This is a genomic window from Mesorhizobium sp. LMG 17147 (genome assembly GCF_024297145.1).
GTDB lineage: Bacteria > Pseudomonadota > Alphaproteobacteria > Rhizobiales > Rhizobiaceae > Mesorhizobium.
Genome location: NZ_JANCTC010000010.1, coordinates 38,636 through 65,039, shown reverse-complemented (window position 1 = coordinate 65,039; position 26,404 = coordinate 38,636). Strand labels below are relative to the sequence as shown.

24 protein-coding genes are annotated in these 26,404 nt (G+C 62.8%); 18 read left to right on the top strand and 6 right to left on the bottom strand.

The features are described 5' to 3' along the window. Positions 1–9: 9 nt before the first annotated feature. Positions 10–354: a hypothetical protein gene (locus tag NMG46_RS19130; RefSeq protein WP_023679500.1), complete on the bottom strand. Its 345-nt coding sequence runs from the start codon at positions 352–354 to the stop codon at positions 10–12. Between the two features lie 237 nt (positions 355–591). Between NMG46_RS19130 and NMG46_RS19125 the strand changes: the two genes are divergently transcribed. Beyond that, a complete protein-coding gene (locus NMG46_RS19125; protein ID WP_254819161.1) occupies positions 592–1,308 on the top strand; it encodes a response regulator transcription factor in 717 nt (238 codons plus the stop codon). Continuing rightward, on the top strand, positions 1,305–2,714 hold the full coding sequence (locus NMG46_RS19120; RefSeq protein WP_254819160.1) for an ATP-binding protein: 1,410 nt from the start codon (positions 1,305–1,307) through the stop codon (positions 2,712–2,714). Before NMG46_RS19125 ends, NMG46_RS19120 begins: the two co-directional genes overlap by 4 nt. Before the next feature lie 70 nt (positions 2,715–2,784). On the opposite strand, the gene choV is transcribed toward NMG46_RS19120, so the two are convergent. The 3 genes from choV to NMG46_RS19105 form a co-directional block, all read right to left on the bottom strand. Further along, on the bottom strand, positions 2,785–3,966 hold the full coding sequence (choV, locus tag NMG46_RS19115; protein ID WP_254819159.1) for a choline ABC transporter ATP-binding protein: 1,182 nt from the start codon (positions 3,964–3,966) through the stop codon (positions 2,785–2,787). Then, positions 3,963–4,817: a choline ABC transporter permease subunit gene (gene choW / locus NMG46_RS19110; RefSeq protein WP_254819158.1), complete on the bottom strand. Its 855-nt coding sequence runs from the start codon at positions 4,815–4,817 to the stop codon at positions 3,963–3,965. The genes choV and choW overlap by 4 nt, the downstream gene beginning before the upstream one ends. Positions 4,818–4,935: 118 nt before the next feature. Further along, positions 4,936–5,871 (bottom strand): choline ABC transporter substrate-binding protein, encoded by a 936-nt coding sequence (locus tag NMG46_RS19105; RefSeq protein ID WP_254819157.1) that lies wholly within the window; start codon positions 5,869–5,871, stop codon positions 4,936–4,938. Positions 5,872–6,108: 237 nt separating this feature from the next. Here NMG46_RS19105 and NMG46_RS19100 point away from each other — a divergent pair, with 237 nt between their 5' ends. From NMG46_RS19100 to NMG46_RS19065, 8 genes are all read left to right on the top strand, one after another. Continuing rightward, the gene (locus NMG46_RS19100; protein ID WP_254819156.1) at positions 6,109–6,720 is read left to right on the top strand and encodes a thymidine kinase; all 612 of its coding nucleotides are present in this window, start codon (positions 6,109–6,111) and stop codon (positions 6,718–6,720) included. A gap of 126 nt (positions 6,721–6,846) precedes the next feature. Beyond that, positions 6,847–7,236: a cytochrome c family protein gene (locus NMG46_RS19095; protein ID WP_254819155.1), complete on the top strand. Its 390-nt coding sequence runs from the start codon at positions 6,847–6,849 to the stop codon at positions 7,234–7,236. A gap of 122 nt (positions 7,237–7,358) precedes the next feature. Next, a complete protein-coding gene (locus NMG46_RS19090) occupies positions 7,359–8,447 on the top strand; it encodes a hypothetical protein (protein WP_254819154.1) in 1,089 nt (362 codons plus the stop codon). Positions 8,448–8,482: 35 nt separating this feature from the next. Then, entirely contained in the window at positions 8,483–9,628 is a 1,146-nt protein-coding gene (locus NMG46_RS19085) for a hypothetical protein (protein WP_254819153.1), read from the top strand. A gap of 24 nt (positions 9,629–9,652) precedes the next feature. After that, a complete protein-coding gene (locus tag NMG46_RS19080) occupies positions 9,653–11,563 on the top strand; it encodes an ATP-binding protein (protein WP_254819152.1) in 1,911 nt (636 codons plus the stop codon). A 198-nt stretch (positions 11,564–11,761) separates the two neighbouring features. Then, a complete protein-coding gene (locus tag NMG46_RS19075; RefSeq protein ID WP_254819151.1) occupies positions 11,762–13,066 on the top strand; it encodes a DUF6638 family protein in 1,305 nt (434 codons plus the stop codon). Between the two features lie 15 nt (positions 13,067–13,081). Continuing rightward, positions 13,082–14,206: a DUF2333 family protein gene (locus NMG46_RS19070; protein WP_254819150.1), complete on the top strand. Its 1,125-nt coding sequence runs from the start codon at positions 13,082–13,084 to the stop codon at positions 14,204–14,206. Between the two features lie 307 nt (positions 14,207–14,513). After that, positions 14,514–16,193: a formate--tetrahydrofolate ligase gene (locus NMG46_RS19065; RefSeq protein ID WP_254819149.1), complete on the top strand. Its 1,680-nt coding sequence runs from the start codon at positions 14,514–14,516 to the stop codon at positions 16,191–16,193. 73 nt (positions 16,194–16,266) lie between these two features. On the opposite strand, the gene NMG46_RS19060 is transcribed toward NMG46_RS19065, so the two are convergent. Then, positions 16,267–16,914, bottom strand: a complete 648-nt coding sequence (locus NMG46_RS19060; protein ID WP_254819148.1) for a cysteine hydrolase family protein — start codon at positions 16,912–16,914, stop codon at positions 16,267–16,269. 128 nt (positions 16,915–17,042) lie between these two features. Between NMG46_RS19060 and NMG46_RS19055 the strand changes: the two genes are divergently transcribed. The 3 genes from NMG46_RS19055 (at position 17,043) to NMG46_RS19045 (ending at position 19,205) form a co-directional block, all read left to right on the top strand. After that, positions 17,043–18,032 (top strand): helix-turn-helix domain-containing protein, encoded by a 990-nt coding sequence (locus NMG46_RS19055; RefSeq protein ID WP_254819147.1) that lies wholly within the window; start codon positions 17,043–17,045, stop codon positions 18,030–18,032. Positions 18,033–18,213: 181 nt separating this feature from the next. After that, positions 18,214–18,699 (top strand): antitoxin Xre/MbcA/ParS toxin-binding domain-containing protein, encoded by a 486-nt coding sequence (locus NMG46_RS19050; RefSeq protein ID WP_254819146.1) that lies wholly within the window; start codon positions 18,214–18,216, stop codon positions 18,697–18,699. Further along, complete coding sequence (locus tag NMG46_RS19045) at positions 18,696–19,205, top strand: RES family NAD+ phosphorylase (RefSeq protein WP_254819145.1); 510 nt, start codon at positions 18,696–18,698, stop codon at positions 19,203–19,205. The genes NMG46_RS19050 and NMG46_RS19045 overlap by 4 nt, the downstream gene beginning before the upstream one ends. Before the next feature lie 58 nt (positions 19,206–19,263). Here NMG46_RS19045 and NMG46_RS19040 read toward each other — a convergent pair whose 3' ends face one another. Beyond that, positions 19,264–19,821: a sugar O-acetyltransferase gene (locus NMG46_RS19040; RefSeq protein WP_254819144.1), complete on the bottom strand. Its 558-nt coding sequence runs from the start codon at positions 19,819–19,821 to the stop codon at positions 19,264–19,266. 148 nt (positions 19,822–19,969) lie between these two features. Here NMG46_RS19040 and NMG46_RS19035 point away from each other — a divergent pair, with 148 nt between their 5' ends. From NMG46_RS19035 to NMG46_RS19015, 5 genes are all read left to right on the top strand, one after another. Continuing rightward, positions 19,970–20,431: a DUF4126 domain-containing protein gene (locus tag NMG46_RS19035; RefSeq protein WP_254819143.1), complete on the top strand. Its 462-nt coding sequence runs from the start codon at positions 19,970–19,972 to the stop codon at positions 20,429–20,431. Next, the gene (locus tag NMG46_RS19030) at positions 20,428–21,804 is read left to right on the top strand and encodes an FAD-containing oxidoreductase (protein ID WP_254819142.1); all 1,377 of its coding nucleotides are present in this window, start codon (positions 20,428–20,430) and stop codon (positions 21,802–21,804) included. The genes NMG46_RS19035 and NMG46_RS19030 overlap by 4 nt, the downstream gene beginning before the upstream one ends. A 131-nt stretch (positions 21,805–21,935) precedes the next feature. Next, positions 21,936–23,003, top strand: a complete 1,068-nt coding sequence (locus NMG46_RS19025; RefSeq protein ID WP_254819141.1) for a succinylglutamate desuccinylase/aspartoacylase family protein — start codon at positions 21,936–21,938, stop codon at positions 23,001–23,003. Between the two features lie 225 nt (positions 23,004–23,228). Next, complete coding sequence (locus NMG46_RS19020; RefSeq protein ID WP_254819140.1) at positions 23,229–25,418, top strand: anthranilate synthase; 2,190 nt, start codon at positions 23,229–23,231, stop codon at positions 25,416–25,418. A 42-nt stretch (positions 25,419–25,460) separates the two neighbouring features. Beyond that, entirely contained in the window at positions 25,461–26,381 is a 921-nt protein-coding gene (locus NMG46_RS19015; RefSeq protein WP_254819271.1) for a cation diffusion facilitator family transporter, read from the top strand. Positions 26,382–26,404 lie beyond the last annotated feature (23 nt).

Below are 26,404 nucleotides of genomic sequence, written 5' to 3'. Positions count from 1 at the left end.
GATTGAGTGTCACTGAACGGGATCGATCGGTGTCACTCCAAGCAGCTTCAAAGCGTTCGCGAGCATCCGGATTCCCTGTGCCTGTTTCTTGTTGGCGCAGAACCGGTTTCCCTTTCTTTGAAGTGCTTTCGCCGCGGTGACCTGCGTTGCCGCGGCATGGGTTTCGAGGGCTTCGTCAAACTGGCGGTTCAGATCGATGCAACGCTCGCTGCGGGTGGTCGCCACCTTTGCATCGGCCGCCTTTGCATTGGCCACCTTTGCATCGGCCAGTTTTGCATCGGCATGTTCGACCGCGGCCGTGACGAGCGAAATGGAAAGCAACGCACCCATCAGACTGATCGAGAACCTTTGCATTGGTCTATCCGTAATCCCGTAACGCGTGTCGCAGCCGATGACCTGACCGCCACGGCACCACTTATGGCCTTGATTTTTTTCGGCAGTTTTTCCGGATTGTAGAATTTTGTTTCTGGATTGTTTCTGGGCAGCCCGGATCGGGCCGCCGATCTTCACTGGCCAACTTATGGCCTGAATTCTATCGTCTGGCTGACGGCCGAAGCACCGCTTGGGCGATCCACAAATGACAGGTTTCCTGTGAAATCCGACCCCCACATACTGATCGTCGACGACGACAAGGGCATTCGTGACCTGCTTCAGGAATTCTTCCAGAAGCGAGGGCTGCATACTTCGGTCGCCGCCGACGGCACCGAGATGGAGACCGTCCTGCGCCGCGCCCAGGTCGACCTGATCGTCCTGGACGTCATGCTGCCCGGCAAGAGCGGGCTGGAGCTCTGCCGCGAGTTGCGCGCCAATTATTCGACGCCGATCATCATGCTGACCGCGGTTACCGAGACAACCGACCGCGTGGTTGGGCTGGAGATGGGCGCGGACGACTACGTGCCGAAACCCTTCGATCCGCGCGAGCTGCTCGCACGCATTCGTGCCGTCTTGAGACGCAATGGCGCCGCCGAGCCGCGACGCGCCGCCTCGCGGCAGATCTACCATTTCGCCGGCTGGACGATGGACTGTTCGCGCCGCCGGCTGATGGCGCCCGGCGACGTCAGGATCGAGCTGACGATGGCCGAATTCAATCTCCTGCAGACCTTCGTCAAGAGCGCGCAGCGCGTACTGAGCCGCGAGCAGCTGATCGAGCTGTCCGGCGGCGACAGCGGCTACAGCTTCGACCGCAGCGTCGACATTCTGGTCAGCCGGCTGCGGCGCAAGATGGAGGACGACCCGAAAACGCCGAAGCTGATCCTGACCGTGCGCAGCGGCGGCTACCAGTTCCTGCCTGAGACGACCTCCGAATGAGACGCATCCTGCCGCAAACGCTGCCGGTCTGGGTGCTGCTCATCGTCATCGCCGGCCTGCTGATCAGCCAGATCGCGACCCTTTACATCGTTTCGCGCGACCGTGCCGCCGCCAATGACGTCGTCGATCTCTATCGGCTGAACGACCGCGCCTTCTCGCTGGTGCAGCTGATGCATGATGCCACCCCAGAACAGCGCAAGGCGACGGCCTCCGGGCTGTTCAACGCCACCTATGCGCTCACCGTCTCCGACACGCCCGCCGTCACCTCGTCGATAGCGGGCGACGACGAGCTGGCCGAATTGGAAGACATATTGGTCGGTCGGCTGTCGAAGTTCGGCATCACCGATGCACGGGTCCGCCGCGACCCGGCAACGCACGAAGCCGACGCTCCCGGTGGGACGGTCGCCGGTCCCGATATCGGCCAGGTCGAGCGCGACCTGCTGGTGCTGGCGGCCGATTTCGCCCAGAGCGACAAGCTGACGGCTTCGCTTCGCTTTGCCGACGGCCAATGGCTGAACTTCACCGAGCCGAACACGCCGGCCGGGCCGATACTGAGCTTCGATAGCCTGCCGCTCTATGCCTTGATCGCCGGGCTGGTGGTGGCTTCCTCGATCTGGTCACTGCGCCGGCTGACGGCGCCCTACCGGATGATGGAGACCGCGGTGAAGCGGATCGGCGAGGACCTGAAAAGCCCGCCGATCGCTGAGAGCGGCAGCCGCGAGGTGCGTACCGCCGCAAAGGCGGTCAATGCCATGCAGGCGAGGCTGCGCGCCTACGTCGAGGACCGCGAGCATCTTGCGGCCGCACTGGCGCACGACCTGCGCACGCCGCTGACCAGGATGCGGCTGCGCCTCGAACTGCTGAGGAATTCGTCCGTGCGCGCCGCACTGGCGCACGACCTCGCCGACATCGAAGGCATTGCCAGCTCGGTCATCGACTTCGCCACTTTCGAGGTGACCGAGGAGAAGAGCGAGAGGATCGATTTCTGGTCGCTGGTAGAATCGATCGCCGACGGCTTCGACGAGGTCTCCTTCGAGAATGAAGACGGGCGCTCGCGCGGCCTGATCTGCATGGCGCGGCCGGTCGCGCTCCGGCGCTGCGTCACCAACCTCGTCCAGAACGCGGTGACCTATGGCAAGAGGGCGCATCTCAGCCTGCGCCAATCGGACAGGACCATCACGCTGGCGATCCGCGACGAGGGGCCGGGCATACCGCAGGCCGAGCTCGACGCCGTGTTCGGCTCGTTCGTGCGCCTGGAACAGTCGCGCAACCGCCAGACCGGCGGCCTCGGCCTCGGCCTGACCATCGCCCGCAACATCGCCCGTAGCGCCGGCGGCGAGGTCAGCCTGTCCAACCATCCCGATGGCGGCCTGCTGACCGAGCTGCGCCTGCCGCTGGCGGTTTAGCTTGCGGTATCGGGCTAAGCTGGCGTTCCTTCGCGCGGCGTTTGGTCTCGGTTCTCGCCAAGGAGAAAAATTATCTTCGCAGCACCGCGCTCAGCACGTCCCTGACACCGATTGCGCCGACGAAGCGCGACTGGTCATCGAACAGCGCCACCGGTGCGGTCTGCGAGCGATGCATGGCCAGCATCACGGTCTTCAGCGAGGTGCCGGGATTGGCCCAGAACACCTGCGCCGTCTCCTCCGGCTGTGCCTCGACATCGGCGCAGGACACCCATACCGCCGGCTTGCCGTCACGCTCGGCCGCCGCCACCAGCCCATGCTCGTCGATCTTGAAGCGCGTCGTCTTGCGCCGGTCGAGCCACACCCAGCCGTTCTCGCCGTGTTCGAGGTCGCGGCGGTCGCGCATGACGTTCCACGCGGTCAGCACCGAGAGCGGGTTCACATTGGCGATGAAGTCGCGGACATAGTCGTTGGCGGGCCGCAGCACGATGTCTTCCGGCGCACCGGTCTGCACGATGCGCCCGCCCTCCATGATAGTGATGTGGGTGCCGATCTTCAGCGCCTCCTCGAGGTCGTGGCTGACGAAGATGATGGTCTTCTTCAGCTCGGCCTGAAGCTGCAGCAGCTCGTCCTGCAGCTTGGTCCGGATCAGTGGGTCGAGTGCCGAGAACGGCTCGTCCATCAGCAGGATCGGCGCCTCGGTGGCAAAGGCGCGCGCCAGGCCGACGCGCTGCTGCATGCCGCCGGAAAGCTCGTGCGCGTATTTCTTCGACCACTGGTCGAGATGAACCAGCTTCAGTTGCTTGTTCACCCGCTCCTTGCGCTCGGCTTCAGGCACGCCGGCGAGCTCGAGGCCGAGGCCGACATTTTCCTCCACTGTGCGCCACGGCAGCAGGCCGAACTGCTGAAACACCATCGCCACCTGTTTCTGCCGCAACCGCCGAAGCGTCGCCTCGTCGCAGGTGACGACGTCGACCGTGCCGTCGCCGTCCTTGACCAGCACCTGGCCGCGCGAGACGACGTTCAGCCGGTTGACGGCCCTGAGCAGCGTCGATTTGCCGGAGCCGGAAAGCCCCATCAGCACCGAGATCTCGCCCTCGTTCACGGTGAGGCTGGCGCCGGCGCAGCCCAGTACGTTGCCGGTCTGTTCGAGGATCTCGGCGCGGGTGGCGCCGCTGTCGATCAGCGCCAGCGAGCCTGCCTGGTCGGCGCCGAAGACGATGTCGACATTTCTGAAATCGACGGCGACGGTCATTTCTTGCCTCCCACGCCGATGCGCGTCATTCGGTCGAGCACGATGGCAAGCACGACGATGGCCAGCCCTGCCTCAAGCCCTAGGTCGATCCGGCGCGAACCGAGCGCGCGGTTGATCTCCGTGCCGAGGCCGCCGGCGCCGATAAGGGCGGCGAACACCACCATCGACAGCGACAGCATAATCGACTGGGTCAGCCCCGCCATGATGGTCGGCAGCGCCGAAGGCAGCTCGACCTTCCACAGCAGCTGGCGTTTGGTGGCGCCGAACGCCTCGCCCGCCTCGACGATCGATTTCGGCACCGAGGTGACGCCGAGATGGGTGAGCCGAACCGAGGTCGGAATGACGAAGATGATGGTGACGATGAGGCCGGGCGCATTGCCGAGGCCGAACAGGGTCAGCACCGGGATCAGGTAGACGAAGGTCGGTAGCGTCTGCATCAGGTCGAGCACCGGCAGCATGACGCGATACACCTTCGGCTTGTGCGCGGCCCAGATGCCGAGCGGCACGCCGATGGCCATCGACACGGCGGCGGCGGCGACCACCAGCACCAGCGTCTCCACCGTCTGCTTCCACAGGTTCTGGTTGAGGATGAACAGCAATCCAATGAATACCGCCAAAGCCAGGCCTTTCGAGCGCTGCAGGAAATAGGCGAGCAGAGCGATCAGCGCGATCAGCAGAACCGGCGGCAGCAACAGCAGCCCGTCGACGATGCCGTCGAGCAGGAAGTTGAGGCTGTTGGAAAAAGCCCTGAAGATGGTGTCGAAATTGTCGGTGAGAAAGCCGAAAAACGCCTTCCCCCATGCCCCGATGGGAATCTTGTAACTGACCAGGAATTTGGAGATCGGATCCATCTAGCCCCTCTTCTGCCGGCGCCGTCCTTCGCCGCACGGTCATCTTGTCACAGGATATGAAAAAGGGCAGCCATTTCTACCGTGGCTGCCCCTTGTCTCGTCATGCCAGATGGTCGGGTCAGCTTCCGAGCGCGGTTTTCACCGCTGCCGCCGCATCGCCGCCGTCGAAGGTGGTGACGCCGGCGATCCAGGGGGTGATCGCGTCAGGGTGTTTCTTCAGCCAGTCGGTCGCGGCGGTATTGGCGTCGGCGCCCTTCAGGATCGCGTCCATCATCTCGCCTTCCATGTCCAGGTTGAACTTCAGATTGGCGATGAACTTGCCGGCGTTCGGGCATTCGCTCATGTAGCCCTTGCGTACATTGGTATGCACGGTGGCAGCACCAAAGCCGCTATCTCCCATCCCCTCGAGATAGGTGATCTTCATGGCGCCCATCACCGGATGCGGCGTCCAGCCGAGGAAGGCGATCCATTCATTGTTCTTCATCGACTGCTCGGCCTGGGTGAGCATGCCGGCCTCGGAAGACTCGACCAGTTCGAAGCCTTCGAGATTGGTCTTCGGATCCTTGATCATATCGAGGATGATGCGGTTGCCGTCATTGCCGGCCTCAATACCATAGATCTTGCCGTCGAACTTGTCCTTGAACTTGCCGAGATCGGTTAGCGTCTTGACACCGGCATCGGCGACATAGGTCGGAACGACGATGCCATAGCCGGCACCGCTGAGATTTTCGCTGACGGTCTCGACCGAGCCTTCGGCGGTATAGTCCTTGATGTCGTTGGTCATCGACGGCATCCAGTTTCCAAGGAACACGTCGAGGTCTTTGTTCTTCAGCGACGCATAGGTCACCGGCACCGAAAGCTGGATCACCTGCGGCTCATAACCGAGCGCCGTGAGCAGCACCGAGGCGACGCCGGTAGTCGCCTGGATGTCGGTCCAGCCGACATCGGACAGCCGCACCGTCTTGCAGCTTTCCGCATCACCGGCGAAGGCCCCAGTCGTGGATAGAAAAGCCGCCAGGCCGAGGCCGGCGACGAATGAACTCATGCGCGACATAGAAATTCTCCCATTTCAGTTCTCGGTGAAGCGAAGTGGCGGTTTTATCTCCACCTTTGTTCCGTCAGCCAAACACCATTCTGCTGCGGTTTCAAGCACTAAGGCAATCACGAACAACGGCGCAGACTGGCCGATCGGCGACACGCCCGCCGCTTTACGGATGGAAGTCGTCTTTTCCCGGTGGAATGTAGGCGCTCCCCCTCCCCGCTTTGTTGCAACTCGGCTTAAAAGGACGGCATGGCCAAGCTGTACTTCCATTATGCGACGATGAATGCCGGCAAGACGACGATGCTGTTGCAGGCCTCGTACAATTACCGCGAGCGCGGCATGACGACGATGCTGTTCATCGCCGGCCACTACCGCAAGGGCGATACCGGGCTGATCTCGTCGCGCATCGGCCTGGAGACGGAGGCCGAGATGTTCCGCGACGGCGACGATCTGTTTGCCCGGGTCGCCGAGCATCATGACCACGCCACGGTGCATTGCGTCTTTGTCGACGAGGCGCAGTTCCTCGAAGAGGATCAGGTCTGGCAACTCGCCCGCATCGCCGACCGGCTGAACATCCCGGTCATGTGCTATGGCCTGCGCACCGATTTCCAGGGCAAGCTGTTTTCCGGCTCGCGCGCCCTGCTGGCGATATCAGACGAGCTGCGCGAGGTGCGCACAATCTGCCGTTGCGGCCGCAAGGCGACGATGGTGGTACGCCTCGGCGCCGACGGCAAGGTGGCGAAACAGGGCGAACAGGTGGCGATCGGCAAGGACGTCTATGTCTCACTCTGCCGCCGCCATTGGGAAGAGGAAATGGGCCGCGCCATGCCTGACGATTTCATCGGCTTCATCAAAACCTGACCAGCGCGTTGCGTCCATCCGTCTGCCCAGCCAACATTCGTTCGGCAATCGCGCCATCGTGCGGCGCTTGTTAAGGCCTGCTTCCTATTTTCAAAACCTCTCAGCCAGAGCCGTCGGGGAGTTCCCATGTTTCGAGCCATCTCATCTGCAACTGCTTTCCTCTTCGTCGGCGCTCTTGCCGCGCATGCCGACGGCGATGCCGCTCTCGGCAAGAAGGTCTTCAACAGATGCATGGCCTGTCACGAGGCAACGAGCGAACGCGACAAGGTCGGCCCGCATCTGCTGGGTGTCGTCGGCCGCACCGCCGGCACCGCGGACAGTTATCTCAGCCGCTACTCGCAGGGGATGAAGGACGCCGGCGCCGCCGGCCTGGTCTGGGACGAAATAAACCTTGCCGAATACCTGCGCGCGCCGCGGCAGAAGGTCCCCGGCAATAAAATGGCCTTCTCCGGCCTGACCAGCGACGAAGACATCGCCAATGTCATCGCCTACCTCAAGGCCGATCCCAAGCCCTGAGCGTGACCCCAGTTGCCTCGTCTCCTGGTGTCGCCCGTCTTCCGTCTTTCATTCGCCAAACCCGGCACATATAGTCACGGCGGTTTGCGACACGAAAACCGATGCCGAAGCGGGAGGCCCCAATGGCGACATTGCAGAATTTCGATGCCGAGATTGCCAAGACCAAGCAGGTCGTAGAGGACATGCGCACCAAGATCGAGCAGTCCGGTAGCGTGCTCGACACGCTCGCCACCGCCGACAAGAAGATCGGCGACGCCAATTTCGACATCGAGAATGCCCGCATCGAGGACGTGCTGAAGCAGCAGAAGGTGATGGAAGGCAATATCGCCGACCTGATCATCGGCCTGGAGGACGCCACCAACGTCTTCGGCGCCGAATTCGAGAGCATGAAGAATTACACCGGCTGGGAGAATTTCGTCGGCGTCTTCTCCAGCCAGCGCAAACAGCGCATGCGCACCGACCGCGTCCGCAACATGTCGCTGGCCGGCAACTTGCAGGAGCTGTTGGCGAAATCCGACACCATCGTCGGCATCCTCAAGGCGCAGAAGCAGGTTCTCGACGCGCGCTACAAGACCTCCGAGGCCAGCCTGTCGCAGGTGATCGAGCGCCGCAAGACAACCATGTCCAATCTCGAGACCGTGCAGAAGCGCATCGAGGAACTCAACCCGATGCTGCTCGACATCGAGAACAAGATCGCCGCCTCGACCAGCCAGAAGGAGCGCACGCAGCTTGAAGGCGAACGCTCGAAACTGGCCACGGAATACAACGAAAAGCAGGCCAAGGAGCAGGAATTGCTGGCCGAGAGCCAGACGCTGGAGCGCTACACCTCGATGTTCCAGACCTTCGTCGATTCGCTCAACAATCAGATCGCGGCGCAATCGACGCTGATCAACAAGCTGACCATCGATACCGAGCAGCGCATCGTGCTGTACAAGGCCCTGGAAGATTCGCTGAAGACCGCCGCCCAGCAGGATGTCGCCCATAAGATCAACACGCTGGGCAGCCAGGTCGACAACACCGCCGAGGAGACCATGGCCGGCATTGGTGCCGCCTCGCAAAAGCACATCGGCGATCTGCTTGAAATGCACGAGAAGAACATGGTCGCCACCGCCGACATCCAGCGCCGCAAGAAGCTCGCCGACGACGCCTTCGCCCGCCGCTTCGACGATGTGATGAAGAAGCACAATTCGGCAAATTACGTGCAGTCGTAATTGCTGCACGTGCACTGCTCCCAAGGGCTGGCAGCATGACCCCCGAAAACGAAGCCGCGGCGCGCTATTTCTCGGCGATCGCGGCGGCACTTGGCGGCCTCGAAGTGTTCATGCGCGACGATCGCTCGCCGCTCTATCGGCACGGCATCGTCGCCAAGGTCGTCGCCGAATATATTGCGCGGCTCGACAAGTCGTTCTCGTGCTGGCGCAACCGGCTGGGTTTCACCGAGACGTTCCGCATCTCGCGCGCCGAAAGCGGTTTTCCGGTTTTCCAGAACCTGCTCGAGCTGGAAAACGACCGCCTCCAGGCTGACAGCCGTCTCGCCGTCATCCCTTCGGCCAGCGAGCTGCGCGAGGAAATGGCCGACTTCATTCTGCGCCACAAGGAATTTCCCGAAGCGTTGCAGAAGTCGATGGCCGAGCGGCTTTACCTCGAAGACGTCAAGAGCGGGACCACCTTCGGCCCGTTCACGCTGGCGCAGACGGCCAAGGTTTCGGTGAACCCGAAGACGCTGCGGCCCTATTATCTGGTCCACTGGGCCTGCTTCGACGGCAGCGCCAACCTGCCGCTGGTCTACATGGCGACGGTCGAGGATTCCTCCGACGACATGATCCGGCAGCTGGTCGATAGCAGCGGCAAGCTTAATGAGAGGGTCGACATTCCGCTGCCGGTCGATGGCTTGCTCAATCCCGAACTCGCCCACCGTTTCGACGATTTCACCGAGAAGAATTCCGCCTACACGCTGTCACCGGCGACGATCGCGGTAAACCTCGACAAGGATTTCGAGACGCTGCATCCCAAGCAGCTGCGCCGCGTCGTGCTCGGGCCATTCTATTCTGCCGGTATTACCGACAACAATTCGACCGTGAACGAAGTGCTGGCCAAAGTGCGCAAGCCGGAAAACGCCTGGCTGCTGACCTGGACCATCCAGGTGGTCTTTTCCAAGGCCGAGAAACCCGGCCGCAAGGGGCTGTTTTCGAGCGAGAAGACGACGCAGGAATTCTTCATCGACACCGACGATCTCGAGGCCGCACGCCAGGGCGTGTCGAGCTACGAGAACCACGCGCTGATTCCGCATGAGGCCTATCAGTCGCTTTACGCCGCCGGCGAGGCGCAGAAGATCTTTTCGGGCTACAAGGTCCATATCCTGTCCAAAGGGCAGGTCATCAGCGACGTCTGACCATCAAATCGCGGAGCATCCTCCATGGACACCGGTCTGACCACCATCCCGGAAGCGGCAATCGAAAAGCACCGCGCCACTGCGCAAAGTTTCATCACCCGCATCGTCGTGCTGGAAGACCCATCGCGCCAATCCGGTACCGCGCTTGCCGGCACCAACCGCCGCTTCGTCTCGACCGTTTCGGTCGGCTCGGTTCGCCGCACGCGCGAGGTCGAGCTCGCCAAAACCGTCGCCGCCGTCCATCCCGACGACCAGCTGCTGACCATCCCGCAGCACACGCTGCTGTTTCGCGCCCGGCGTGGGCTGGCCATTGCGTTGGCAATATCCGATGTCTTCGCCGAAGGCTCTGACCTCGAAAGCCTGCAGGCGAAAAACGCCCGCGCGCCGCTCGAAGGCGACGAGGCCGCCACATTCAAAAAGCTGCTGTCGGCTTCGGCCTATGTTTCCGCCTTCAGCTTCGCCTCCTATCTGTTCCAGCTGATCGATAGCGACGGCGAGGCGCCGAACGACACGCCCGAGCCGGACTTTCTGTTCGACACGCCCCAGGACGCGGTGAAATCGATCGTGGCCGGCCTCGACAGGGCGATATCAGGCGCGAAGGACGACGCCGACCTGATGACCCGGGCGCGCGCCTTTGCCCGCATTGCCATCGACGGGCTTTTGGCGCGAAAAGGCCGCTTCGACGGCATCGGCCCGTTCGAGAACGCGCATATCCGCATCGACGTCGACGATTTCACGCTCGATGGTTTCGACGTCGCGCCGGGCAAGCGGGCAAAACCGTTGGTCATGACCTTCAAGAAGCCGGAAGAGGTCGTCGGCAACCACATCGCCAAATACCAGTCGGTTAAGCTCGCCAAGATGCTGATGGCTTACGACTTCGAGCGCGAGCTGAACCCGTTTGTCGAGCTCGGCGGCTTCCTGTTCACCTTCATCGGAGACGGCGCTCCCGGCACCGGCAAGACGACGCTGATCCAGATGATCGCCGGTCTCGTCAACGGCTACTGCCAGGTCGCCGGCTATCCCTTCGCCTATGAGAATTTCGGCGTCGACCAGATCTCGTCCTACCAGGGCAAGTCGGGCCAGAACTGCCGTCAGTTCATCAACAATGTGCTGAACCCGCGCGTCATCGGCTTCGGCACCATCGACGATATCGACCAGGTCGCCGCACGCCGCTCCGACCATCGCGCCTCGGCCGGCCAGCAGGAAATCACCGGCGTCCTGATGGACGCGTTCGGGGGTGCCGGCACCGTGGTGCGCGGCAACTGCTCGTTCGGCATGTTTTCCAACTATCCCGAGAACGTCGACGACGCATTGCGCCAGCGCGCCGGCGCGCGCTGGCTGGTCGATGGCCCGCAGAGCCGCGACGACTACATCGACATCTTCGTTCTGCTCGCCGGCAAGAACCACAAGATCCCGCTCGGCGATCACAAGCTCTATGCGGCGCAAGAGATCCAGCGCGCGGTGATGGAAGCCTATGAGGAGCATGAAAAGCCGCACGAAGACGGGCTGATGAAGGTCTACGAGCGCTATATGAAGGAGAACGGCGCACCGAAGACGATGGCCGACATCGGCACTTATCTGCACATGATCAAGGATGCCGAACCGCGCTTTACCGGCCGCGCCATCAAGAACGTCACCGACGCGATCAAGATGCGCGCCATGGACATCGAATTGCCCGACGAGTGGTTCGAAAAGCCGGAAGCCTTCATGCACAAGGGTTACGACGACAAGAAAGCCATGATCGAGGAACTGCGCGGGCCATTCTCGATGGACATGGTCATGCAGGAGATCAATCGCTATGCGGATTCCGAATTCCGTTATTCCGACAAGTCCGACGACGCCGCGGTGAGCAAGATGATCCGCGATACTCGGCTGCGGGAGCGTGCCGTCCGCGAGATCGAGGAGATGAAGAAGAAGGGGCTATGGAATGCGTGAGATGCGCCGACGCCCCCTTCTCCCCTTGTGGGAGAAGGTGTCGCCGAAGGCGACCGATGAGGGGTATTCGTCAAGCTGGAACACCCCTCATCCGACCGAGCTTCGCTCGGCCACCTTCTCCCACAAGGGAAGAAGGAGCGTTCGCGCTCCTCATCCGCCGTTCGGACACCTTCTCCCCGTGAACGGGAAGAAGAAAGCATGAGCCCCGCCAAGAAGCCCGATCTGTTGCGCGACAACGAGCTGATCTACGGCCGGCTGCTGACGATCGACGAGCCGCACCTGATCCAGCGCTACAACAAGGCGATGATCGCGTTCGGCTTGAAGCCGACCAAGTTGAAAAGCTTCGAGATCGATCGCACCGGCTTCTCGCCGCAGGTCGCCGAGGAATGCGGCGACTACAGCTACCTCGATCCGAACGAGGTCAACCGCCGCTTCATCATCCTGACGCCGTCGCAGATCGACCTGCCGGTGGTGCACACGGCATTCTCCAACACCTCGCTGCTGATGTACGAATTCATGTCGAAGAACCAGCGCGCCATCGATGCGCTGACGATCAAGGACGTCATCTACGGCGAGATCGAGGACTCGGTCCCCAAGGTCGACGACATCGAGGACCTGCTGTCGATCAACCAGGTCGAATTCAAGGTGCTCTCGGCCGAGGATGTGCTCGGTAAGGCCGCCGAACTCGGCAAGCTGGTCGACCGGCTGAAGCAGGAGCCGGATGCCTGGCGCGACAACGCCATGCTGGCCCACATGGTCGAGCTGGCGAAGATCTGCGGCGACATCCGCGAGAATGCGCTGGTGCCGGACCAGGTGATCTTCCGTCACAATGCCTATTGGACCAGCCATTTCGGCGGGCTCTATGTGTTCGTCGATCCCGACGTGACGACGGTGATCAGCGACCCGGCAGCGCCCGGTTTCCGCCGCTCACGGCCGTGGCAGGTGAGTTACCTTTCGATCCACGATGCCGACAAGGTGTTCAAGTTCCTCGCCTCGACCGGGCGCATCGAGCTGCCGCGCGCCTCATGGATCGAAACCTCCGGCTATCTCGAGCATCGCGCCGAAATGGTGGTGCGCGCGCTGATCCGCGACGCCGAGCCCGACCGCAATCTGACCGATGTCGACAAGGTCTGGCTGCAGACCTGGATCCACGGCCATGCCGATCTGATCACCAGGGACGGCAATTTTCCCTTCCTCAACGCCGCCAAGCGCGAGATCGCCCAGCTCGGCCATCTCAAGATCGAGGATGTGTTCCCGCAGCAGCGCTTCCTGGTCATCCGCGCCAAGCCGGACCATCCCGACGCCTGGCTGACCAACCAGCTGATCTCGGACTTCGTGCCGCAGGACTTCGTCTCGCGTTACGTCTTCAACAAGCCGGGCTTTTACAGGGATTATGACGGCTTCAGCGACGCCTGGCGATCGCATGTTGTGGACGTTCTGAAAACCACATATTTGAAGGACAAGGTGGCGTTTCGCACACGCCTCTACGGCTTGACTGACTGAGGGGGTGACATCGCCATGCTTGATCCGATCGTGAATTTCTTCACCCGGATTTTCCAGTGGATTGGCCGCGGCATCGGCTTGCTCGTCGGTGCGATCCTGTGGCCGTTCCTGTGGGCGGGGCGCTGGTACACGCAACGCGGCTGGATCCTGAAGGCGGTGCTCGGACTGGCTGTGCTCGTGCTAATCGGCCTCTATGTCAATTTCTTCTACGCCACCCAGTGGTGGAACAATTTCGACCCGAATTACGTCGACAAATACACTTTCGAAAAACGCAACAGCTCCGCCGGTGAACAGGTTTCCGCCGGCGCCGGCACCGACACGGCCAAGACCTGCGGAAATTCAGCCATTGCCCAGGTTGCTGCCGACCTGACCGACTTCAACGTCAACCAGAATGCCTGGGTGTCGTCGATGATCCTCTACAAGCTCGGCCTGTTCGGCATCGACTGGGACCACACGCCGTTCATGGACAACAAGGCTTCGTTCCAGCGCGGCATCAACCAGGCGGTGCGGCGTACGGCGACCGAGCTTGCCGATAATCTCGGCCGCGTCCGCACCACCTCGCAGATCGACGCCGACCTGCAGGACGCCCGCGGCAATCTGCAGTTCGACGAGGAAACCTGGTATTTCGGCCTGAACCCGTTCGGCCCCAAGACGCCGACGCCGAGCTACTATCGCGACGCGGTGCGCAAGCTGCGCTCCTTCAACGCCCGCCTCGCAGCCTGCCAGGCGACGTTCGATGCCCGCGCCGACAATCTCAAGCAGTATATCGACCGCATCTCGTCCGATATCGGTTCGACCTCGGCGATCCTCAAGGAGCGTGCCGAAAACCACAATAATGGCTGGTTCGACACGCGCGCCGACGATCGCTTCTGGTTCGCCTATGGCCAGCTCTATGCCTATTACGGGCTGATGAAGGGCGCACAGGCCGACTTCGAGGACGTCATCAAGGAAAAGCACCTGCAGAACCTGTGGGATACGATGGACGCGCAATTCGTCTCGGCGCTGCGCATCCAGCCTTTCATCATCGCCAATGGCCGCGAGGACGGCTGGCTGTTGCCGACACATCTGACGACGATGGGCTTTTACATACTCAGGGTGCGCTCGAACATGGTCGAGATCAGCAACGTGCTGACCCAGTAGCGGATCGTTCCGCACAGCCGGCGCTGGTGAATTTGCGCCGTTGCTTCTGTCGCTTTTCGCGTATTAGGCGGCTGTTTTGAGACGGCGGAACCGCGCCTGCTCTGGCTTCTATACGGCGCTGCAACCGGCGCAAAAAAGAACCTGTAGCAGAGCGGCCGGCGGCAGAGGTATTTTCTTCGCAGGAAACATAGTTGCATGAAAGTTGACGCCGCGGCAGCGACAGGGGTAGAACATGCTCGCGCCTGCAATGCCGGGCTGTTCTTGCGACCACACTAGTCAAATCCGTCCAATCCAGAGGGAAGCCGTCATGGCCGAAGTGAAGTCCGACATCGAGATCGCGCGCGGCGCCAGGAAGAAGCAGATCCAGGAGATCGGCCAGAAGATCGGCATTCCGAGCGAACATCTTCTGCCCTACGGCCACGACAAGGCGAAGATCTCGGCCGAGTTCATCAAGTCGGTGAAGGGCAACAAGGACGGCAAGCTGATCCTCGTCACCGCCATCAACCCGACACCGGCCGGCGAAGGCAAGACGACGACGACGGTGGGCTTGGGCGATGGCCTCAACCGCCTCGGCAAGAAGGCCATCGTATGCATCCGCGAGGCTTCGCTCGGACCGAATTTCGGCGTCAAGGGCGGTGCCGCCGGCGGCGGCTACGCGCAGGTCGTGCCGATGGAGGACATGAACCTCCACTTCACCGGCGATTTCCACGCCATCACCACCGCCCATAACTTGCTGTCGGCACTGATCGACAACCACATCTATTGGGGCAACGAGCTCGGCATCGACACCCGCCGTGTCGTCTGGCGCCGCGTCATGGACATGAACGACCGGTCGCTGCGCGAGATCATCTGTTCGCTCGGCGGCGTCGCCAACGGTTTCCCCCGCGAGGCCGGTTTCGACATCACAGTCGCCTCGGAAGTTATGGCCATCCTGTGCCTGTCGACCGACCTGAAGGACCTGGAAAAGCGCCTCGGCGACATCATCGTCGCCTATCGTCGCGACAAGTCGGCTGTCTATGCCCGCGACCTCAAGGCCGACGGTGCAATGGCCGTACTCCTGAAGGACGCCATGCAGCCCAATCTCGTGCAGACGCTGGAGAACAACCCGGCTTTCGTCCACGGCGGCCCCTTCGCCAACATCGCGCATGGCTGCAACTCCGTCGTTGCCACCACGACGGCGCTGAAGCTAGCCGATTACGTCGTCACCGAAGCCGGTTTTGGCGCCGATCTCGGTGCCGAAAAGTTCTTCGACATCAAATGCCGCAAGGCCGGCCTGAGGCCGGCAGCGGCGGTCATCGTCGCCACGGTTCGCGCCATGAAGATGAATGGCGGCGTCAAGAAGGAGGACCTCGGCAAGGAGAACGTCGAGGCGGTCAGGAAGGGATGTGCGAATCTCGGCCGCCACATCGAGAACATCCGCCAGTTCGGTGTGCCGGCTGTGGTCGCCATCAACCATTTCTACTCCGACACAGAGGCCGAGATCCAGGCGATGAAGGACTACGTCGCCTCGATGGGCGAAGAGGCGATCCTGTGCAAGCACTGGGCCCAGGGATCGGCCGGCATCGAGGAACTGGCCAAAAGGGTCGTGGCATTGGCCGAATCCGGCGCGTCGCAATTTGCCCCGCTTTATCCCGACGCCATGCCGCTGTTCGAGAAGATCAACACCATCGTCCAGCGCATCTATCGCGGTTCCGAAGCGATCGCCGACAAGTCGGTGCGCGATCAGCTCCATGCCTGGGAGCACGCCGGCTACGGCCACCTGCCGGTCTGCATGGCCAAGACGCAATATTCCTTCTCGACCGATCCGAATCTGCGCGGCGCGCCGACCGGCCACACCGTACCGGTGCGCGAGGTCAGACTGTCTGCCGGCGCCGGCTTCGTCGTCATCATCTGCGGCGAGGTCATGACCATGCCCGGTCTGCCCAAAGCGCCATCGTCGGAAAAGATCTTCCTGAACGAAATGGGCCAGATCGAAGGCCTGTTTTAGGGATAATCAATGCTCGAACGGCAAAGGGCGCCGCAACGCTGCGGCGCCCCTTCTGCCTGTCCGCAATGGTCTCCTACGCCGCGCTCCGCGCCAGCGCGCGCTGGTTGGAGGCATAGGGTGTGTCGTGCTGGGGTACCACGCCGGTCTTCAGGCACTCGATCCATTCGGCGGTTTTGAGAACGGCCGCGAAGCGCGATTGCAGGACGATCGTCATGACGCGATGGATTTCCTCCCCCGACGCGTAGCCGGCGCTGTTGGCGTAGGGCAATGACCCCGTTGCGTCCGATAGGAACTCCACCTCGAAGCCCATATGCACGGCGTGGATGACCGTCGACAGGTCGCAATTATGCGTCATGTAGCCGATGACAGTGATCGTATCGATAGAGTTGGCGCGCAGCCACGCCTCGAGGTCGGTGCCGGTGAAGGCGCTTGGCAGGTGTTTTTCGACATAGTGGTCACGGTTTCGCCTGGCGATTTCCGGGTGCAACTCGGCGCCATGGCTGCCCTTGGCGAAGACCGGTGAGGTTTCCGGCGCCAACTGTTTGATGACCACCACCTTGACGCCTGCCTCGGTGGCCGCGTCCATCGCTCGCGCCACATTGACGACGCTGTCGCGGAAGGGCGGATGCTGGATGGCGAGGTTGCCGCCGTCATAGTCGTTTTGAACATCGATGACGATGAGGGCGCGGCGTGGAGCTTTGCCTTTGGCTGGTTCCGACATGGGGTTTTCCTTTCCTGTTTGAAATTAATGGGTGGACGATAAGCTCGGCGCCGGATCGCAAAAAGTGTCCCAATTGACATTATTCGAAAGAATTGGGACAATCGGCCTCGCCCGTTGCTGGAGCTCCCATGACCGATCCTGCCGTTGCCGCCATCGCCTTCGATGGCATCAGCCCGTTTCATCTCTCCGTGCCGTGTCTCGTGTTCGGCGCGGATCGCACGGAGCTCGGCCTGCCGCGCTTCGACTTCCGGGTCTGCGCGATTGAGGACGGGCCGATCCGCACCGATGCCGGGCTGACCATCAGCGTCCCGCACGGGCTTTCCGCGCTCGATGACGCCGACATCGTCATCGTGCCAAGCTGGAAGGATCTCGGGAGCTCGCCTCCAGCCGCATTGATAGACGCGTTGCTTGGCGCGCACGAGCGCGGCGCGCTGATCGTCGGACTGTGCTTGGGAACGTTCGCTGTTGCGGCGACCGGACTGCTTTCGGGGCGGCGAGCGGCGACGCACTGGGCCTACGCGGATCAGCTGCAGGAACTCTATCCCGACATTCTCGTCGAACCGGAAGTGCTCTACATCGACAATGGCGACGTCGTGACATCCGCCGGCGTCGCCGCCGGGCTCGACTGCTGCCTGCACGTCGTACGGGCTCGTTACGGCGCGGAGGCGGCACTTCGCCTGGCCCGGCAGATCGTGCTTTCTCCGCATAGGCAGGGCGGGCAGGCTCAATTCATCGAACGTCCCATCGCCAGGACCGGCAATGCGGACCGCTTCACCCAGGCTCTCGAAGCGGTGCGCAAAACCCTGGGTGAGCCGCACAGTCTGGACAGCGTTGCCGGTCACGCCGGCCTCACCCGCCGGACGTTCACGCGCCGTTTCCAGAAAACGATCGGCACCAGTTTCGGTGACTGGCTGACCGACCAGCGCGTCCAGCTGGCGCAGCGGCTGCTGGAGGCAACGGAAAAATCGATGGACACGGTTGCCTTCGAGGCCGGTTTCGGCAGCGCCACCTCGCTGCGCCAGCATTTCGCGGCGCGGCTCAGAACCTCGCCGGCGCAGTACCGGCGCGAATTCTCGAAGAGTGCTCAGGAGGAGCGCGTGGCGCACATGCCGAGGTGAAATTCGGCTCGCGCTCGATTCCAGGGCAATCGCTTCAGTGCCAACGTTGGGCTGCCATCTGGCCCGAGCAGGCTATCTTTTCTCTCGAAGCGATTGCCCTGCTCTCGATCCTGTCGTGCTTGAAAGGCTCTGCGTCATCTGTCATATATTAAAGCGACAGATGACGCGAAGAGGGCTTGCCGTGGCGATGGCATTGGAAAAGGCTGCGCCAGCAGCAAAAAACAATGAACTTCAGAAGGTGGCGAAATTGCTAGGCGGCAGCCGCATTCTGGCAAGGCGCCTCAGCAGCGCTTTGGATGCCCACGAGTTGCTTCTGCACGGCCTGCCGGCTTCAGCGCTGGACCATCTTATCGGGCAACTCGTCTTCATCCAGAAGACTGATTCGCTGGAGAAGGCCGTCGGCATGAGCCTGCGCACCTACCAGCGCCGCAAGGATGCTCCTTCCAAGCCTCTCAGTCAGGACCAGAGCGGACGAACCTGGAAGTTCGCGGAGATCCTGTCGAAAGCGACCGACGTGTTCGGTTCGCAGGTGGAGGCAGAGCAATGGCTGGAGCGCCCGGCGATTGGGCTCGACCAGCGTCGTCCAATCGACCTTCTGGCGACACCGGCGGGGATCGAGCTTGTAGAAGACTATCTGGAACGGCTTGAATATGGCGTTTATGCATGACGCCGCTGCCCGCGGCGCTTGGTGGCTCCGACCTCATCGGATGGCGCCTCGATCAAGCCGCGTTTGCGCCTGCATGGGATAGTGGCGAGGGCGCATACAGGGTGGGCGGACGCTGGAACAGCAAGGGCGTGCGCGCCGTCTACTGCTCGATCGATCCGTCGACTGCGATCCTCGAAGTTGCGGTCCATAAGGGCTTCAGGGCGCTCGACACGATAGCGCATGTCATGACGGCAGCGATCGTCAGCGATGTCGCGGATGTGCATATCGTCGACCCCGCGGCCGTGCCCAACCCCAACTGGTTGCGCCCGGGCATTCCGAGCTCCAGACAACAGGTGTTTGGCGACGATCTTCTGCAACGGCACCGGTTCGTTGTAATTCCGAGCGCCGTATCGCAGCATAGCTGGAACCTGATCTTCGACGCGAGCCTCGCCAGAGGGGCATACGCCATGAAGACGCAGGAGGCGTTTGCGCTCGACACACGGTTGCATCCACCTCCGGCCAAGTAACACAGCCGCCCCATGTCCATCAGAACGAGGACATGACCGGCGACAGAAGCACAGGTGCTCAGCCGTTGCTGATTATCCGTGCCGGATTACCAACCACCGTGGTGTTCGCCGTCACGTCGCGCGTCACCACGGCACCGGCGCCGACGATGGCGCCGTCGCCTATCCTGACCCCGCCGAGGATGATGGCACTGCCGCCGATCCAGGCATTGTCGCCGATCTCGACGGGCCTGGCGATTTCCAGCCCTGCCTGCCGCCCAGCAGTCTCCTTGTGGTGCTCGGCGCAATAGATCTGCACATTGGGGCCGAGCAGCGTTCCCTTGCCGATGCGCACTGGCGCCGTGTCGAGGATAGTGCAGCCGGCATTGAGGAAGACGCGGTCGCCGAGAAAGATGTTGAAGCCATAGGCACAGTGGAACTGCGCTTCGATCCGCGCGCCCTCGCCCGCAGCGCCGAGCAGCGTCCGCAATCCAGGCCCGATATCGCCACGCTGCCGCGGTGGTAGGCTGTTGTGCTCGAACACCGCGTCGCGCGACGTAATGCGCAGCGCCTCCAGTTCCGGATCGAGGCAGCGATACCACTCGCCCGCCGCCATTTTCGTGCGTTCGCTCGCCGTCATGGCCGCAACTCCAGTTTCAATCTCTGCCAAAGCACAAGTGGTGCAAATTCGGAAGCGCCGGCGGCGACACCACCTCTGGTCAAATACCCGACCTATGGTAGCTTGCCCTCTCGGACCTGTCCCAAGCCGGCCATCGAGGGGATCGATCATGCTGTACATTCTTGCACTCCTGATTGGCGTCGTTGCCGGGCTTCGCGCCATGACTGCGCCCGCCGCGGTCGCCTGGGGCGCTTGGCTTGGCTGGTTGCCGGTCGCCGGCACCTGGGCGAGCTTCATGGGCCACTGGATCGCCGTCGGCATCTTCACCATCCTGGCCATCGCCGAACTGGTCACCGACCAGCTGCCATCGACGCCGAGCCGCAAGGTGCCGCAGCAATTCGGCACGCGCATCGTCCTGGGCGCGTTCACCGGCGCGGTGATCGGCGCCACGGACGGCGCCACCATAGGCGGCCTGATCGCCGGCGCCGTTGGTGCGGTGATCGGCACGCTGGGCAGCGCCGAGGCGCGCAAACGCCTGGCCACCGCCTTCGGCAAGGACCCGCCCGCCGCCTTCATCGAGGACGCGGTGGCGATCGTCGGCGGGCTTCTGATCGTGGCGGCGGTGGCATGATGGCAAAGGCATTCGACGCCATCATCATCGGTGCCGGGCAGGCCGGCCCACCGCTCGCCGGCCGGCTGAATGCGGCCGGCATGAGCGTGGCGCTGATCGAGCGAAAGCTGGTCGGCGGCACTTGCGTCAACACCGGCTGCACGCCGACCAAAACGATGGTGGCAAGCGCCTATGCCGCGCATCTCGCCCGCTCCGCCGCGGATTACGGGGTGACGCTCTCCGGTCCCGTCGGGGTAAACTACAAGGCGATAAAGGCGCGCAAGGACAAGGTCTCCAACGACGCCCGCGGCAATCTCGAAGACTGGATTGCCGGCATGGACAAATGCACGCTCTATCGCGGCCATGCGCGCTTCGTAAGCGCCAACACGGTGCGCGTCGGCGACGATCTGCTGAGCGCCGAAAAGATATTCCTCAACACCGGCGGGCGCGCCTCGGTGCCCGACCTGCCCGGCGTCCACGACATTTCGTATTTGACCAACTCGTCGATGATGGATCTCGACGAGCTGCCGCGCCATCTCATCGTCGTCGGCGGCAGCTATGTCTCGCTCGAATTCGCGCAGATGTTCCGCCGCTTCGGCTCCGAAGTCACGGTCATCGAAAAAAGCCCGCGGCTGATCGGCCGCGAGGACGAGGACGTCTCGGACGCCATTTTGTCGATCCTCGAAAACGAAGCCATTGCCGTCCATCTCGGCGCCGACGACATCCGCTTCGCCAGGCGAGGCAACGAAATCGCCGTGACCTTCTCGCCAGGCAAGGCGGCCGCGGTCGGCTCGCATGTGCTGCTGGCGCTCGGCCGCACGCCAAACACCGACGATCTCGGCCTCGACAAAGCCGGCGTCGAGGTCGACAAACGCGGCTTCATCGTCGTCGACGACCAGTTGCGCACCAGCGTGCCCGGCATCTGGGCGATGGGCGACTGCAACGGCAAGGGCGCCTTCACCCACACCTCGTACAACGATTACGAGATCGTCGCCGCCAACCTGCTCGACAACGATCCGCGCAAGGTCAGCGACCGCATCGAGGCCTATGCGCTCTACATCGACCCACCACTCGGCCGCTGCGGCATGACCGAGACAGCGGTAAGGAAATCCGGCCGCCGCGCCCTGGTCGGCCAGCGGCCAATGACCCGCGTCAGCCGTGCAGTCGAAAAAGGTGAGACGCAAGGCTTCATGAAGATCCTGGTCGATGCCGACACCAGGGAGATCCTCGGCTGTTCGGTGCTCGGCCCGGGCGGCGACGAGGCGGTGCACTGCGTCCTCGACCTGATGTATGCCAAGGCGCCGGTCAGCACGCTGGCGCGCGCCGTCCACATCCACCCGAACGTCTCGGAGCTTCTGCCGACCATCGCCCAGGAATTGAAGCCGCTGGTGTGAACCGGGCGTATCGCGCGACCCCTCGCGCATCCCGCCGAGTAAGCTCATTGCGCCCATAGCGCCGCTGGCTGGACCAATCGACAAGCGCGCCGGCGACGGGCATGTCTTCCGAACTCTTGACGGAGGACAGCATGCAGAAGTCCATCGAACGCATCGCCGGCGACAGCGAAGGCGTTTCCTACGAATTCCCCGTCTTCCGCTTCGCCGGGTCGGACAAGACGGCGCCTTCCGCCTATCTGCAGGCGGCGCTTCATGCAGGCGAATTGCCGGGCGTCGTCGCCATCGACACGCTGATGCCGATGCTCAGCAAGGCGGAAGCCGAAGGCCGCATCACCGGCAATATGACCATCGTGCCCTGGGCCAATCCGATCGGCCGCGCGCAATATCTTTACGGCGACCATCAGGGCCGCTTCCATCTGGGCACGCGCACCAATTTCAATCGCGGCTTTCCGCGGCTCGCCGCGCCCGACGTCGCCCTGCTGCCGATGCACGGCACGGTCGACCAGCGGCTGAAAACGCGGCTGCTGCAGCTCTCCATCGGCCACGACATTGTGCTCGACCTGCATTGCGACGATGAGGGCCTCGCCTATCTTTACGTCCACACCAGCCTGTGGCCGGCCATGGCGGATTGTGCAGCGGCCATGGGCGTCGATGCGGTGATGCTGTGGCACGAAGATCCCGACGGCACCTTCGAAGGCGCCTCGATCATGCCGTATCAGAACGTTCCAGCCGACGTGGCGCGCCTGGACCGGCGTGTCGCCACCACGGTTGAATATCGCGGCATACTCGATGTCGACCGCGCCCTGGCCGGCGCCGATGCCGAAGGGCTCTACCGGCTGCTTGTGGCGCGCGGCGTCATCCAGGATCAGGCGCTGCCCGCGCTTGGCAGCTTCGTTGGGCCCAGTTTTTTTACCGGTATTGTCGCGCCGCTCGAAAACATCGAGATGATGCCGGCGCCCCGCTCGGGCGCGATCCTCTACGACGTGAAGCCGGGCGACCGCGTCACCAAGGGTGCACGCCTTGCCACCATCGTCCACGCGCCCGGCGAGCCCGACGGCCGCACGGAAGTGTTGGCGCCGCAGGCGGGCCTCATCCTCACGCGGCGCTCCCGCCGCATCATCCGCGCCGGAGAAGACCTCCTGAAGCTGGTCGGCGACGGGACGAGCGCCGATGCAAGGTCGGGAACGCTGGAGGACTGAGGCCCTCATTTGAATCCAGTTGCGCGGCCGTCCAATCGCCGCTATGGGAATCGCCATGAATATGCGTTCGATCAAGACCGTGTGGTGGTGGGCTCGCTGACAGCGGCCTGTTCGAACGCGTTCGCGTGACAATAGAGGGTGGCCGCAGCGGAATGTCCGGGCGGCCATTTGTTTTTTCAAGCCATTCCCGGGTCCGTTGCCCCAAAGACGCTGATGGAGACGGCAATGACGACGAAAATACTGGAGAATGGAGCCGAGCGCTTCGTCACCGCGGGCGGCGTGGCGATTACCCGCCAGCGCCATGACCGGCCGTATGAGGGAGCGATCGATGGCTATGTCGACGGGCTGAATTCGCGCCGCGGCGCCGTGTTTTCCTCGAATTACGAATATCCCGGCCGCTATACGCGCTGGGACACCGCCATCATCGATCCGCCGGTGGTGATCTCGGCACGTGGCCGCGCTATGCGCATCGAGGCGCTGAACCGCCGCGGCGAGGTGCTTTTGCCGGTGATCGGCACGGTGCTTGCCGGCCTTGACGATGTCACGATCGCCGAGACGTCGAACAAACTCGTCCGCCTCGAAGTTGCCAAGCCCGGCCGTGTCTTCACCGAGGAGGAACGCAGCCGCGTTCCCTCCGTCTTCACCGTGCTGCGCGCCATCACCGCCTTGTTCAAGACCGAGGAAGATGCCAATCTCGGCCTCTATGGCGCCTTCGGCTACGACCTCGCCTTCCAGTTCGATCCGGTCGACTACAAGCTCGAGCGCAAGCCAAGCCAGCGCGATCTCGTGCTGTTCCTGCCCGACGAGATCCTCGTCGTCGACCACTATTCGACCAAGGCCTGGACCGACCGCTACGACTATTCCGGCGATGGCTTCTCGACCGAAGGCCTGCCGCGCGACGAAATCGTCGAGCCGTTCAGGACCGCCGACCGCATCCCGCCGCGCGGCGACCACGAGCCCGGCGAATATGCCAAGCTGGTGCGCAAGGCGATGAAGAGCTTTGAGCGCGGCGACCTGTTCGAAGTGGTGCCGGGGCAGATGTTCTACGAACGCTGCGAAACCCAGCCCTCCGAGATTTCCCGCAAGCTGAAGAGCATCAACCCTTCGCCCTATTCCTTCTTCATCAATCTCGGCGAGGGCGAATATCTGATCGGCGCCTCGCCGGAAATGTTCGTGCGCGTCAACGGCCGCCGTGTCGAGACCTGCCCGATCTCCGGTACCATCAAGCGCGGCGACGACGCCATCTCCGACAGCGAGCAGATCCTGAAGCTGCTCAATTCGAAGAAGGACGAATCCGAACTCACCATGTGCTCGGACGTCGACCGCAACGACAAGTCGAGGGTCTGCGAGCCGGGCTCGGTGCGCGTCATCGGCCGCCGCCAAATCGAGATGTACTCCCGCCTGATCCACACCGTCGACCACATTGAGGGGCGGCTGCGCGAAGGCATGGACGCCTTCGACGCCTTTCTGTCGCATGCCTGGGCCGTCACCGTTACCGGCGCACCGAAATTATGGGCCATGCGCTTCATCGAGCAGAACGAGAAGAGCCCGCGCGCCTGGTATGGCGGGGCGATCGGCATGGTCAATTTCAACGGTGACATGAACACCGGCCTGACGCTTCGCACCATTCGCATCAAGGACGGCATCGCCGAGGTGCGCGCCGGCGCCACGCTGCTCTTCGACAGCATTCCCGAGGAAGAAGAAGCCGAAACCGAACTGAAGGCATCCGCCATGCTCTCCGCCATCCGCGACGCCAAATCAGGCAATGCCGCCAGCACCGAACGCAGCACCGCGCGTGTCGGCGATGGCGTCAACATCCTCCTGGTCGATCACGAGGACAGTTTCGTCCATACGCTCGCCAACTATTTCCGCCAGACCGGCGCCAATGTCTCGACGGTGCGCACACCGGTGCCGGACGAGATCTTCGACCGGCTGAAGCCAAACCTGGTCGTGCTGTCGCCCGGCCCCGGCACACCGAAGGACTTCGACTGCGCCGCCACCATCAAGCGGGCCCGTGCGCGCGACCTGCCGATCTTCGGGGTCTGCCTCGGGCTGCAGGCGCTGGCCGAGGCCTATGGCGGCGAGCTGCGCCAATTGCACATCCCGATGCATGGCAAGCCGTCGCGCATCCGCGTGTCGAAGCCGGGCATCATCTTCTCCGGCCTGCCCAAGGAGGTGACCGTCGGCCGCTACCATTCGATCTTCGCCGATCCGGTGCGGCTGCCCGACGGTTTTGTCGTCACCGCCGAGACCGAAGACGGCATCATCATGGCCTTCGAGCACCGCAAGGAACCTATCGCCGCGGTGCAGTTCCATCCGGAATCGATCATGACGCTCGGCCACAATGCCGGCATGCGCATCATCGAGAACATTGTCGCGCACCTGCCGCGCAAGGCCAAGGAAAAGGCCGCTTAATTTCGAGGGCTCAGTGTTGGGATTTCTTCCCCAGTGACCGCGGTGGATAACAAAGCCGCCGCCAGGCAGAAGGTCGCCAGCCTCGCCTTCTGGTCGATCGTCGTCGCCTTCGTCGTGCTCGGCCTGAAGCTGGTGGCCTGGTACGTCACCGGTTCGGTTGCGCTTTATTCGGACGCGCTGGAATCGATCGTCAACGTCATTGCCTCGGCGGCCGCCTATTGGGCGATCCAGGTCAGCTACAAGCCGGCCGACCAGGACCATCCGTTCGGCCACCACAAGGCCGAGTATTTCTCGGCCGTCCTGGAAGGCGTGCTGATCGTGCTTGCCGCGCTGCTCATCCTCAACGAGGTCTGGTGGTCCTGGCAGCATCCGGCCCCACTCGAACAGCCATGGACCGGCCTCGCCATTAACGGCGTCGCAACGGTCATCAACGCCGTCTGGGCCTTGACCCTTATCCGCACCGGACGACGTGAAAAATCACCGGCGCTGGTTGCCGACGGCAGGCACATCATGACCGACGTGGCGACCTCGGTCGGTGTGTTCATCGGCCTGGTCGGCGCCGTGCTGACCGGCTGGCAGGTTCTCGATCCGGCTCTTGCGGTGATCGTGGCGCTCAACATTCTGTGGCAGGGCTGGCACGTTATCGGCTCGTCGATGAACGGGCTGATGGACCGCGCCGTCGACACCCAGGAACATATCCGCATCCGCGACATCATCTCGGCCAATTGCAAGGGCGCGCTCGAGGTCCACGACCTGAAGACGCGCATCGCCGGCCGCGCCACCTTCATCGAGTTCCATCTGGTTGTCGACGCCGACATGTCGGTCGGCGCCAGCCACGTCATTTGCGACCGCATCGAAGACGCGCTGAGGGCCGAAATCCCTTCCGTCCGCGTCATCATCCATGTCGAACCCGACGACGAGGCGAAACTGCCCAAGGGCACGACGGCCGTGCCCTTCGCGTGAGGTGGCGTCGCAGAGAAAACATC